Origin of the sequence: Paenibacillus sp. FSL R7-0198, assembly GCF_038000415.1 — a bacterium.
Classification (GTDB): domain Bacteria; phylum Bacillota; class Bacilli; order Paenibacillales; family Paenibacillaceae; genus Paenibacillus.
This window is the reverse complement of record NZ_JBBOCB010000001.1, coordinates 4,686,250-4,699,279: the sequence shown is the minus strand read 5'-3', so window position 1 is coordinate 4,699,279 and position 13,030 is coordinate 4,686,250. Positions and strand designations below refer to the sequence as shown.

At 46.5% G+C, this 13,030-nt stretch carries 8 protein-coding genes; 3 read left to right on the top strand and 5 right to left on the bottom strand.

Annotation, left to right across the window (positions count from 1 at the left end; genetic code table 11):
* Positions 1–21: 21 nt before the first annotated feature.
* Positions 22–2,136, bottom strand: a complete 2,115-nt coding sequence (nirB, locus tag MKY87_RS20390) for a nitrite reductase large subunit NirB (protein ID WP_340965898.1) — start codon at positions 2,134–2,136, stop codon at positions 22–24.
* A 425-nt stretch (positions 2,137–2,561) separates the two neighbouring features.
* Between nirB and MKY87_RS20385 the strand changes: the two genes are divergently transcribed.
* Entirely contained in the window at positions 2,562–3,791 is a 1,230-nt protein-coding gene (locus MKY87_RS20385; protein ID WP_340967499.1) for a nitrate/nitrite transporter, read from the top strand.
* 124 nt (positions 3,792–3,915) lie between these two features.
* Here MKY87_RS20385 and fabF read toward each other — a convergent pair whose 3' ends face one another.
* Positions 3,916–5,154: a beta-ketoacyl-ACP synthase II gene (gene fabF, locus MKY87_RS20380; RefSeq protein WP_340965896.1), complete on the bottom strand. Its 1,239-nt coding sequence runs from the start codon at positions 5,152–5,154 to the stop codon at positions 3,916–3,918.
* Positions 5,155–5,292: 138 nt separating this feature from the next.
* On the opposite strand from fabF, the gene MKY87_RS20375 reads away from it, so the two are divergent.
* Entirely contained in the window at positions 5,293–6,156 is an 864-nt protein-coding gene (locus MKY87_RS20375; protein ID WP_340967498.1) for a helix-turn-helix transcriptional regulator, read from the top strand.
* 134 nt (positions 6,157–6,290) lie between these two features.
* Complete coding sequence (locus MKY87_RS20370; protein ID WP_091034665.1) at positions 6,291–6,965, top strand: response regulator transcription factor; 675 nt, start codon at positions 6,291–6,293, stop codon at positions 6,963–6,965.
* A gap of 22 nt (positions 6,966–6,987) precedes the next feature.
* Here the strand turns inward: MKY87_RS20370 and MKY87_RS20365 are convergent, their stop codons facing one another.
* From MKY87_RS20365 to MKY87_RS20355, 3 genes are all read right to left on the bottom strand, one after another.
* A complete protein-coding gene (locus tag MKY87_RS20365) occupies positions 6,988–10,227 on the bottom strand; it encodes a hybrid sensor histidine kinase/response regulator (RefSeq protein ID WP_340965894.1) in 3,240 nt (1,079 codons plus the stop codon).
* A gap of 179 nt (positions 10,228–10,406) precedes the next feature.
* The gene (locus MKY87_RS20360) at positions 10,407–10,712 is read right to left on the bottom strand and encodes a PAS domain-containing protein (RefSeq protein ID WP_036672654.1); all 306 of its coding nucleotides are present in this window, start codon (positions 10,710–10,712) and stop codon (positions 10,407–10,409) included.
* A 71-nt stretch (positions 10,713–10,783) separates the two neighbouring features.
* A complete protein-coding gene (locus tag MKY87_RS20355; protein WP_340967497.1) occupies positions 10,784–12,742 on the bottom strand; it encodes a methyl-accepting chemotaxis protein in 1,959 nt (652 codons plus the stop codon).
* Positions 12,743–13,030 lie beyond the last annotated feature (288 nt).

The window sequence follows — 13,030 nt, the reverse complement described above, 5'->3', positions numbered from 1 at the left end:
CTTTCCATCCCCGCCTTTCATCTATATATCAGCTTGAAGTGTAGCTGCAAGTTCCTTCTGTAACTGGTCATCCAGCAGCGTTTCCCGAATCGTCATGAACCCCAAACGCTCCGTCCATGCCCATAACGGCTCATCATACCAGGCCGTTTGGCGATACCATTGAAGGCAGGCTGATGCGAGTGTGGCCGCTTGCACCTCTGTTTCAGCCACCCCGAGCAAGCCACCTTGCTTGACCGGATGTTCTGCGTGACCGCCTGCGTATATCTCCCATCCAGCCGGTGAAGCCAGCAAGCCGATGTCCTGCACCAGTGCGCTCACCAATGACCCGGTTCCTGGTGCGACTCCCATATTCACCGGCGACGGCATCGCTGCGTCGATCCAACGCGCACGAAGCTGTGCAGCCAACCCCCTGGCATCTCTTGCATAGGATAACTGTGGAATACGATCATCCCAGCGCACCTGAATCTCTGAGTGACCTTCGATCTCTCTGTCATTAATTGTTCCACCGGATACCTGTAAGTAATAATGAATTACCGGGCGACATACCCAGCAACCATGTTCCGAACCCCAACCCAGCTTCTGCAAGATCAAAGATATGTCTGGTAGCACTGTCTCCCGATCAACGATGTCAGCCAGTATTTCCTTCAGTTCTGCATGCCCAAGCTCCGTACAACTGCATACAGGCATTGGAGCAGGTTTATCCGGTGTGGCGACCACGCCAGTACCCCCGTTATTTTTCAGATTATGTGTATGTTTCAACAGAGCAGCCACCATCGGGCGACAGCCACCGCATGAACCCGACGCTTTGGTCTGCTCCTTCACCTGATCTGCCGTCTCGAGACCCTGTTCCTGAATAGCTTTCATAATGGCCGCCTTGGTGACATTGTTGCAGGCACATACGGTCTCCTGAGCCGGCAATGCCGCAGCAGCCATCTCAGCCGGGTCTGGGGCCCCTTCACGCGGAGCCAATTCCGCCACATCTGCACCTCGTTGCACCAGTCCAAGCAATGCCGTTCCTTCGGCTGTATCTCCAAATAAAATGGCTCCGCGCACTTTGCCATCCCGCATCAGCACTTTTTTATATGTGCCTTGAATGCCATCCAGTTGTTGAATTGCGGTCTGCATGCCTTCACCACTAATCTCGCCGGCCGAGAAAACATCAACTCCCGATACCTTCAACTGTGAGTAGGGAATAGTTCCTTTGTATTCAGGCGTTTCCTGTCCACAGAGCGTACGTGCGAGTACTTTCCCTTGCTCATACAAAGGGGCCACCAGACCATAACTGATTCCCCGATGTTCGGCACATTCCCCAACTGCATATATATCCGGTACACTGGTGCGCATATAGTCATCTACCATAATTGCCCGATTCGTAGCGATTCCACTTCGTCTAGCCAGATCCACATTAGGCCGAATTCCTACAGCGACAATGACAACCTGAGCTTCAAGCTTGGAACCATCTGTGAACAGCAGTCCCTGCGCCTGCGATCGTCCGGTAATTTTCTGCGTGTTCTTGGACAAAAGAAAAGACATGCCCTGGTCTTCAAGCTCCTCCTGAAGCATCGCGGCCGCTTTCTGATCCAATTGTCGGTTCATAATGTAAGGTGCATTATGGACCACCACAGCTTCCATACCCAGATGCAGCAACCCGCGTGCAGCCTCCAGTCCAAGCAATCCACCACCAATAACGGCGGCCTTTCGATATTCTCTGGAATAGTCAGACATCCGCGTACAATCATCAATGGTCCGGAAGGACATGACCCGCTCTTTATCCATTCCTGGAATCGGTGGGATAAACGGTGAAGACCCTGTTGCCAGAATCAGGACATCATATGTTTCTCTTAGGCCGGATTCAGTCTCTATATATTTTCCACGGGTATCAATTCGGCGCACCGTTTCACCTGCGCATAGCCGGATTTGATGCTCGGCATACCAGCTCCAATCATTGATTATGATATCCTGTAACGAATGCTCACCCTGCAATACTTTCGATAACATGATCCGATTGTAATTGGGACGCGGTTCATTGCCGTAGATGACAATCTCATACGTATCAGGCTCCAGTGCGATGATCTCTTCAACACACTTCACTCCAGCCATGCCATTCCCGATAATCACCAGTTTCCTTCTGCTCATGGGCTGCCCCCTATCTCTCTCACCTGAAAATAAACAGAAAAATCCCTTCTCCATAAATCGGAAAAGGGCACCGTTGCCTCCGGAATCCACACGCCTTTGTGTGGATTCATATTAGATTCAGATTAAGGGAATCTCAATTTAATGTCAACTAAATTAACATTAAAAATGCGAATAACGATTCAAAAATGAATTATTCAAAATTTCATGTAATTTTTATTGACATACACATTTTTTCTTGATTATAATTTGAATCAAAATCACAGTGCTGTGATCAACTCAGATGCGGGAACACAATGACGTGTACCGCCTGTCGGCAACGGGGCCGCAAATCGTTCATATCTGGACGAATTGCGGCCTTTTTCTGCCTTAACAAGCACATAGACAAATCTCGAAGATCTCAATTGGATGAGGAGCGATGATGGATGATGGAGAGCAAAAGTTTTTGGAAAAGCGGGCATAAGCCCACCCTCTTCGGGGCGTTTATGTATTTTGACATCAGTTTTATGATATGGGGGATGCTGGGTCCCCTCGCAGTTGTCATTGCATTGGACTATCCGATGACTCCACTGGAAAAGGCCAATCTGGTCGCATTGCCTATTCTTGGTGGCTCCATCCTGCGGCTTGTGCTTGGCTTCATGTCTGATTATATCGGTCCGAAACTGACCGCACAGATCGGGATGCTCGTCACCTTAGTTCCTTTATTACTCGGCTGGTTATGGGTTGACTCCTTAAGCCAACTGTACGTGGTCGCACTCTTGCTCGGTGTCGCAGGCGCCTCCTTTGCTGCTGCGCTACCGCTGGCGGGCCAATGGTATGGCAAAGAGCATCAGGGTCTGGCGATGGGTATTGCCGGGGCGGGCAACAGCGGAACCGTACTCGCGACGTTGTTTGCCAATCGCTTGGCTACGCATTTTGGCAGCTGGGAAGTTGTGTTCGGACTTGCGATTATACCGATCGCTCTTGTATTTATTCTCTTTTCTCTCTTTGCCAAAAATAGCCCTAACCGGCCTGAACCCAAGAAATTGTCCCAATATGGAAGTCTGCTTAAACAAAAAGATGCTTGGGTCTTCTGTGCCTTCTATTGTGTGACCTTTGGTGGCTTCGTTGGATTATGTAACTATCTCACCATCTTCTTCAACACCCAGTATGGACTTTCTCCTGTTCGAGCCGCAGACATTACCACCTTCTGTGTAATCGCAGGCAGTTTCTTCCGGCCTGTAGGGGGTTATCTGGCGGACAAAATTGGTGGAACCCGCATGCTGACTTTCCTGTACACAGGAGCCTGCATCATGTTGATCGGAGTATCCTTCATGCCACCGCTTCCGGTTGTAGTAGTTATGCTGTTCCTCGGTATGATGTGTCTGGGAGCCGGAAATGGCTCCGTGTTCCAACTGGTTCCGCAACGTTTCGGCAACGAGATTGGTCTCATGACAGGTATTGTAGGTGCCGCAGGTGGATTGGGCGGATATGCACTGCCGCTGATTCTCGGTCAACTGTATAGCAGCTATCAATCCTACACGCCAGGTTTTGTCATTCTTAGCCTGATTGCAGCAGCTTCCCTGTTCCTGGTTATCTTCATGCAATCCCGCTGGCGTGTGAGCTGGTTGAATCGGGGCAGCAAAGGCAGGGCGGAATCAACCTCCCTCTCTTCCTGAGGCGTACAACCACTTGGCCGTTAACCAATGGTACGGTGTATGTTGATGACCCTGGATTAACCCAAGAACAGCGCGGCCCGATGAGGCTACGCTGTTCTTTCTGCTTAAGACTTCTTTTTTCTACTTAAGATGAATACTTTTGAAGAACAATAACCGCATTATGACCGCCAAAACCAAAGGAATTAGACATCCCAATCCGCAGCTCCGCTCTTCTTGCCTCGTTTGGTACATAATCCAGATCACATTCAAGGTCACTCTGCTCCTGATTGATTGTTGGAGGAATGATGCCATGCCGCAGACTTTGGATAAGTGAGATCGCCTCCGCACCACCTGCTGCACCAAGCATATGTCCCGTCATGGACTTATTCGCTGTGACCGGAATATCATAGGCACCTGTCCCAAAAAGTTGCTTAATCGCTCTCGTCTCAGACAGATCACCTGCCTCCGTACTGGTGGCATGAGCGTTAATCACATCAATGTCTTCAGGCTCAATCTGAGCTTCTTTCAGTGCTGCTTTCATCGCCAGATATGCCCCCCGTCCTTCCGGGTGGGTAGCTACCATATGATACGCATCTGAACTGGCACCATATCCAATCACTTCGGCAAGAATATTCGCCCCTCTTCCCAGTGCATGAGATAGTGACTCAACAACCAGGATTCCAGCGCCCTCCGCCATGACAAAACCGTCTCTTCCCGCATCAAATGGACGACTTGCTGCTTGGGACGCTTCATTTCTTGTTGACAACGCTGTCGCATTACCGAAGCTTGCCAGCGACACTTCGGTTACAGCCGCTTCTGTCCCGCCAGCAATAATGACATCAGCTCCGCCATGACGAATTACCCGGAAAGCCTCTCCGATAGCTGTATTGCCAATGGAACAAGCTGTTACTGGCGACAATGTCGGTCCCCAGCAACCAAACCTCATACTGACCATAGCCGCAGCCATATTGGATATCATCATAGGTACCAGTGTTGGGCTGACTCGCGCAGGTCCCCGATCGGACAGGACCTTGCCTTGTTCCATCAATGTCTGGATGCCACCTATGCCTGAACCAATATATACACCTACCCGTTCACGGTCCAATTCATCCATCACAAGACCCGATTGTGATACAGCCTGATCCGCAGCAGCAACAGCAAATTGAACGAATCGATCCATACGCCTTGCTTCCTTGCGTCCAAAACGCTCTTCACCATCAAAATCACGGACTACACCAGCGATTCTGGTTTTGTACAAAGCTGTATCAAAATGTTCTATAGGCGATACACCTGATCTACCTTCAATTAATCCATTCCAGAATGTATGTACATCATTTCCCAAAGGAGAGATGACTCCCATACCTGTAATCACGACTCGTTCCATGTCCATCCTCCTTCAGCGCTGTTGTCCACCTTATTCTTACGCTCTGCCACTAATAGTGCACTTTTGAATATCCTATTACAAGTTGTCAATTATAATAGTATAATGACTACCATGATAACGAGGATTGAAGGTGATGGAGTGAACTACGATGTCAGGTTACAGGCATTGTCCACTTTTCTGAAAACACAGCGTTCCAAAATTTCTCCCGAATCGGTCGGTTTACCCACTGGAAGTCGGAGAAGAACGCCTGGGCTGAGAAGAGAAGAGGTTTCCCAACTGGCAGGAGTGAGTACAACATGGTATACCTGGCTTGAACAAGGTCGGGATATTCAGGTATCCCATTCCGTGTTGGATAACATTGCTTCGGCACTGAGGCTTACTGCAGATGAACGAAAGTATCTATTTTCGCTCGCCATGGACCATCATACGGAGCTGCCCACACTGGAAGAAGAACCGGTTCAACTTCACCCTTCCTTGCAGAAAATTTTACAAGAGCTTCACCACTGCCCTACCGTGATCTCGGATCGGCGTTGTTACATTGTCGGCTGGAATGATGCAGCCCGGCATGTTTTTATGGATTTTGAACAGATTGCCCCCGAACAGCGGAATATGATCAGTCTGTTATTTGATCGAAAGGAGTTTCGCAGGCTCGCGGTGAACTGGGAGGATTTTGTTAGCGGATTTCTGGCGATTTTTCGTGCTTACTATGGCCAGTACGTTGATGATGAATGGTATAATTTATTTCTGGATGACATGATGAACAGACATCCTGATTTTCATACCCTTTGGAAACAAAGCAGCGTCAGCAGTGCCCCGGACGTATTAATCGAATTTAGACATTCCAAAGCAGGCAAAATGTTGTTTGATCTGACTTCGTTGCAGGTTCAGGGTAGTTCCGATCTTCGTTGCAGTGTCTACACCCCTGCGCCAGAGAGCGCTACCGAGCGCAAACTGATGCGCCTGATCGAGCGTGAAACTGATCCACATCTTGGCAAGCATTAAATCGGAGTCTCTCAACTTCTTGGAGTCATGTTAGAGTCTTGACTTCCTCATGTTGCATGTTTTAAATATCAGGTATATTAAGTAATTCATGGATCTTAGTCCTTCTACAAGAAGGGGGTTCAGAAAGGAATATCATGACGAAAGTGCTTATCATAGAGGACGACAACATGTTAGGCGATACATTATCCTTGTATTTGCAAGGTGAAGGGTATGATGTTATCCGTGTCGATAACGCAAGAGATGGTCTTCTACAGCTTCAAGCGCGGCCTGATATCCTGCTTCTTGACTTGATGCTCCCTGATTCGGGTAATAAGAATCCTTGTTCTCTCATGCGCCAGCATACGGCAATCCCCATTATTGTCATCTCTTCGTTAACCGAGGTTTCTGAGCGGATTCGATCATTAACAGATGGTGCTGATGACTATGTATGTAAACCTTTCAGCATGCAGGAGCTGAAGGCACGTATTGAGGCCGTATTGCGCCGCTACTCCATATTGAACAGCTCTGTTGTCACTGAACAGGAATCCGGAATATCTCTCGATCTGGCCCGAAGAACTGTTCTGTTGAATAACCAGCGCGTAGAGATGACGTTTTCCGAATTTGAGATCATGAAGCTGTTTATTCTCAATCCTGGCAAGGTCTACAGTAGGTATGCCCTGATTGAAGCCATTCGTGGTATTGATGCGTACATTAATGATCGCACCATCGATGTGCACATTACCAAGCTTCGTAAAAAAATTGAGGACAATCCAAAAAACCCCCAATACATTCAAACCATCTGGGGGGTCGGATATAAGTTCACACCTTAAAACAAACACAGCTTCATTCCGATCACCATGGCAGGGACTCGGTGATTTTATCAATTTCCTGTTGTACCTTCTCCAATACTGAACGCAGTTCATCTTCTTTAAATAACGGACGGGACAAGAGCGATTCCAATTGGAGAACCGCACACATCAGGTCCACTGCATGCAGATTCGCAGCTACGCCTCGAAGAGAATGAACACTACGAATGACATCAGCAATCTGCTGTTGCTGAAGTTGAATCGCCAGTTTTTTCTGAAACGAGCCATACTCCATTCTGAATTTCGTAAGCGCATATTGCAGAATATGCGGCTTGCCGTCCATCTGTCTGATCGCCTTATCTGCATCAATTCCATTGATCTCCCTTATGCCTTTTAGATCAATCCATATTTCCAAAATGTCTGCGATCTGTTGTTCATGTATGGGCTTAGTCAATATGGCATTCATGCCTACTTCAAGATATAATTCATGGTCGCTTTTTAAACTATTCGCTGTAAGCGCGATAATGGGTGTACGATCATATTTCCTCATCTTGCGAATGTGTCGCGTTGCATCAATTCCGTTCATATCTGGCATATAGAGGTCCATCAGGATCAGTTCCCATGTATGTTCGTCCAATTTCTTCAAAACCTCTGTGCCACTGTCTGCCAGCGTCACCTTGAATCCGGTATGTTCCAGCATGGCCCGAATGACCAGTTGATTGATTTCATGATCTTCAGCGATTAGAATGTGCCCTTTGGATTTAAGCAAATAAGATTCATCGCCTTCTATCATCCGCTTTTTCTCCAATGGCCCTTCACCCTGAAGTGCAAGTAACACTTCGAACAATCCCAGACGAGTAATCGGTTTGATCATCATGAGATCCGGGCGAAAGGATTTCTCCGCACTCCACAGGGCATTTTCACTAAAAGCATGGGTATAACCCACCATTTGAAATTTGGTTCGATTCAATCGCTTCATGAAGCTGTCCCATGACGAATCGTGGACGGTGTCCTCTGCATCCATATCCATCATCATCAACATGGAACTTGCCCCATCTACATGAGGAACATACCAATCACTTTTCATCATATGGTTCAACGAAGGATACAGCTTCGGCTTCATTCCGAATGAGTAGAGTAACTGCTTCAGATTTTCGGCCATTCGTTCATCTTCTTCAACGATAACCACATCATCGGCAGAATATAGAAGAGGGTATGTTTGCAGGAAGGAACTTTCTTCTTCCGAATCTGCGAGTTCAAATATCAAGTCAAATGAAAACAGACTGTACTCTCCGAGCACACTATCCACCCGCAAGCTTCCTCCCAAAGAGGTGACCAGAAGGTAACAGATGACCAGCCCAAGACCAGAGCCACCATATGTTCGATACGTCGAGGGTTCCGCTTGAGTAAACGGGACAAAGAGCCGTTCCAATTGTTCGGGTGACATTCCGATTCCCGTGTCCTCTACCTCAAAACGGACATGAACTCGCTCCGTCTCCAATGAAAGAACCTCTGCCTGCAACGTTACATATCCATGCTCCGTAAATTTAATCGCATTACTCAGAAGATTCAATAACACCTGTTCAAGTCGGAATGGATCACCAATTACCGTTAACGGCAGATCGGGATCGGTTGTAAAGATCACTTCGATATCTTTGTGCCCAATAGCCACACCGATCTGATCTGCCACACGTTTGATCACTTCCTCTGGTGAAAAAGAGACCTTCTCCAACATCAGCTTGCCTGCCTCTATTTTTGAAAAATCAAGAATATCATTTACGAGGGCAAGCAAGGTTTGGGAGGACGCGTTGATTTTACTCAAATAATCCTTTTGTTGTGGAGATAGATCCGTTCGTTGAAGCAACACCGAAAAGTTGATAATACCGCTCAGTGGGGTACGAATCTCGTGGCTCATGAATGCGAGAAACTCACTCTTCGCCTGGCTTGCTTTGTCGGCCTTAACACGTCTATAGTGATCCGAAATGTCATGAATGACTGCCTTAATTTTCTCACTCGAGTTTAATACTTTAACAGGGTATAGGTGAACCCGAACCTGCTGCTCATGACCTTCTCCAACAATGAAACTCAGTTCCGTATCCTGTGTTATATTGTGATGTAAGGCTTTTTGGAAAACGAACAACCAGTTTTCCAGCTGCTCAATGAACAACAATTCTTCAAGCTGACGCCCAATCACTTCCTGCCTGCCGAGACCGAGAACATCCAGAAATTTCTGATTAACCGACACAATACATCTGTTGTTATCCAATCCGACAAACCAGTCTGCCGACACTCGCTCAAGTGTTCGATATCGCTCTTCACTTTCTTGAATCCTTCGTTTAACCGCTCTGTGTTCCGTAATATCAAGTCCATATCCCACGACATATTTCACCACGCCCTCTTCTCGCAGAGGGCGAACGTTCACTAACGAATAGTAACCTCCATGCTCAATCTCGTAAAAAAAAGATTCCCCTTCCCATGCCCGGTTAAACTGCTTTCGCAGAAATTCTACCTTTTCCTGAGGTAAAATATCCAGTGTGCCCAGTTTGTAATCTTGCTTCAGACTACTCATATCCAAGCCCAGTCGGGAGAGCATCTCTCCCTCAAGCACAAGATACTCGAATTTTCCGTTCTGTTTTCGGATTTTGAAAGTAAAACCCGGCTGCATCCGAAGCATCTCCAGCATTTCCTGATCCCTCTGAATGACCAATCTCCTATATCGTTGATTTTGGTTCAGATAATACAGGAATAATATAACGGACAGCAGGCAGATACATTGAAAAAAGAGAATCTGCCCCATCGTTAGCAGAGAAGGAGAATTTGTCTTTAGTACAGAAAGTTCATACACAGTAATCAGCAGCAACGCTCCGGACAACCACTTCTGCATAAATCCCCTGATATACTTAAAGATCAGACATATGGCTACAACAAATAACAACTCTGTCAACGCATACTGCCAGTTCTCCAACAAGGGATTACGCCCCATATTAATCCGAAAAATCCACATGAATGCAAAAGTAACGAACGCAGAGCCACTCCCACCAAAATAAGCAGCAAGCAGATACACACTGGCCCGGAAATTCAACAATGTACCATCCTCAAGCACAATAGAGAAATAATAGAGCGCCGTGCCCAACATGCTCAGCGTAATACCAATAATGATCCGAGTCGTGATGGATGTTGAACGGGTAGCATTTGTATGGTTCAGATAGTGATGAATTAGGAAAACAAAGATCAAAATTAGCGTGAAATTTAATACAAGATCGCGTAGCAAATGGTCACCGTCCACATTACGACTTCAGGATTTCATGCATTCAATGAATGTTGTCCGATTCATGGTCGCAGTTCCTCAGTACACAAATCATAGTATGCCAGGCTCCCTTATTCAATTGACGATATTGACCATTTTCTTGAAAATAATTACTAATTTCAGCTAACATACCCTTATCACCAAACAACGATTTTTTTTCATGAAAATTCATCATTAAATATGCTGATATAAAAAAGAGAATCATCCAAATGAACCGATGTAATCGTAACTTGGGCTTCCCACACTTCCTGATCAGCCTTCATCAGTTTGGCTACGCCCGACCAGGTCTGATTGCCTCTCCAGTGGGTATCCATTAGCAATCGGGCAGGCTGACCTATGGTGCTCTCCCGTGAGAATCCTGTTTTGGTTACATAAACGGAATTCACATCCAGAATCACACCCTCCTCATCCGTAATCATGACCGCATCCGTTAGCAGTAAGAAGGCTTTGAGTTCCAGTTGCATGGTTGTCCACTCCCTCTAATGAAACATGATGTGATGCTGTCCCTGTGTGATACTCCCTTCTACGATCCCGTTTAATACTTAAACTGTCTAATCAGGCGCTGCAGCTCTTCAGCCAGGGTAGATAAGCCACGAGCCGAGGCAGAAATCTGCTCCATTGCTGCCAGTTGCTCCTCTGAGGAAGCGGCCACTTCTTCGGAAGTTGCGGCGTTGCCTGACGCAATGCCTGCCAACTCATTGGATACAGCAGATACTTCCTGTACACCTGCTGTGATCTCTTGCGACGTGGCAGCAATCTCTTCAATCTGAGGTGTCGTTTCCCGCATGCTATCCAGAATACGTTCAAACTTCCGAATCGCTTCTGTAGAGATGTCCATACCCTCTCCAACCTCTGAAGTCACCTTCTCCATCATGCGAACGGAAGCAGCCATATCTTCCTGTACTGCCGTAGTCAGCACGGTGATTTCATTGACGGACTGCCCGGATTGCTCTGCCAACTTGCGAACCTCTGCTGCTACAACGGCGAATCCATTGCCATGTGTACCTGCACGAGCAGCTTCAATGGATGCGTTCAGCGCGAGCAGGTTTGTCTGTTTGGCTATATTTCCGATTAACTCCGTGATCGCTGAAATTTGGTGTGATCGTTCATATAACGCCTGAATCAACTGGTTTGTCTGTTCTACCGTCTCTTGAATCGATTGCATCTGACTCACCGTCTGCTTGACGGTGTTACCGCCTTCTTCTGCTTGTACGGTTGTATGTTTCGCCAAATCAGCGACATGTATGGAACGTTCGGCGATTCTTGTAATACCAATCGTAATTTCATTCATGGCCTGATGGTTATGTTCGATACCCTGAGTCTGTTTCTCCGCACCACTCGCAATTTCCTGAATGGCTCGCGCTACCTGCTCACTGGCTGCACTGGTTGATTCTGCGCTCTGAGTCATTTCATCCGATGAAATGACTACCTGACTGGCGCTGTTCTCCACATTTTGAATCAACACACGCAGATTGTGCTGCATTTTGCCAAAGGCATCACTCAGTTCACCTATTTCATCATGACTTGTGCTTGTAATGGTCTGGGTTAGATCCCCTTCGCTCACCTGAATCGCCTGATCCTTCAATTGACGGATCGGTTTAACAATCGATCGCATCACCAGCCAGATGATCAAAATCCCGATGACAAGACAAGAAACGATGACCATAATCGTTCGATTCAGAATAGGTGCAGCGGCATCCTCTACTTCAGAGGAGAACATGGTGCCAGCGACCTTCCATCCCGTGGATGCATTCGTGGCGTAATACATGACCTTATCAACCTGATCAAAGGTATAGTTGAAGTTGCCCGATTCATTCGCATACACCGGTTTCCAAAAATCCTCTGTTGCATCTGTTCCGGGTTCTACCGTGGGATGGTAGATATACTTTTCGCTGGCATCCAATAGAATCAGATATCCCTGTTCTCCCACGTTAATTCCACTCACCAAGGTGCTGATATTCGACAGATTCAGATCCAGCTGGACTACACCAGATTGGTCATTCAATACCTTGGCGATGGTGATGGTGATCTCGTTTGTCTCGGCAGAAATATAAGGGTCTGTAACAATGACCTGCTCTGGATTTCCCATTGCTTCGGTATACCATGGTCTTACTCGGGGATCGTAATCCTTGGGCATCTCTGCATCAGAGGACATCAGATACACACCGGCTTCTGTTCCCACACCTATGGTGATGATATCGGTGTTCTGCGCAGCGTACCCCTTCAATTCGTTCACAACCCGAACTTCGGCATCTTCTTGTCGTAATTGCTCTGCAAGTGTATTCGCATAGTATTCAATATGATTCCGCTTGGCATTGATCGAAAGATCAATCGTAGCACTGGCAAGGTTCACGTTTTCCATCGCACTATGTAAAATTTGCTTCTCCACTTCATCTTTTGCACTGTTATACGATAAAACTCCAATACTGAACGATGGAATGGCCAGGAAAGCAATAAAGGACACAATCAACTTCGTCTTAAAGTTATTATGCATCTTATTGAACCAATTCGATTTGCTATTTTTTTGGGACAAATTTCTCTACCTCTTCCAGATTAATTTTAGATTTACTTGATCTAACTCTTGTAAAGCTCTCATAGATTGTAAACCATCTTTCTAAAAACTAGGTCTCCATTCTTGTAAAAAACACTTTTTACACTAAAAAACTCGAACAAATCTCTTAATTTATAATTCAAAAGAACTATTTTCAAACAAATTATACGAAAAAACTATTAAATAAAGTGTTCCGGGGATATGACCAAATTGTTAACTTTCTAAATACTT

What these genes read in the sequence shown, in the direction of transcription:
- fabF (WP_340965896.1), bottom strand. Translation starts at nt 5,154, where the DNA reads ATGGAACGAGTCGTGATTACAGGTATGGGAGTCATCTCTCCTTTGGGA.
- MKY87_RS20370 (WP_091034665.1), top strand. Translation starts at nt 6,291, where the DNA reads ATGACGAAAGTGCTTATCATAGAGGACGACAACATGTTAGGCGATACA.
- MKY87_RS20355 (WP_340967497.1), bottom strand. Translation starts at nt 12,742, where the DNA reads ATGCATAATAACTTTAAGACGAAGTTGATTGTGTCCTTTATTGCTTTC.
- MKY87_RS20385 (WP_340967499.1), top strand. Translation starts at nt 2,562, where the DNA reads ATGGAGAGCAAAAGTTTTTGGAAAAGCGGGCATAAGCCCACCCTCTTC.
- nirB (WP_340965898.1), bottom strand. Translation starts at nt 2,136, where the DNA reads ATGAGCAGAAGGAAACTGGTGATTATCGGGAATGGCATGGCTGGAGTG.
- MKY87_RS20360 (WP_036672654.1), bottom strand. Translation starts at nt 10,712, where the DNA reads ATGCAACTGGAACTCAAAGCCTTCTTACTGCTAACGGATGCGGTCATG.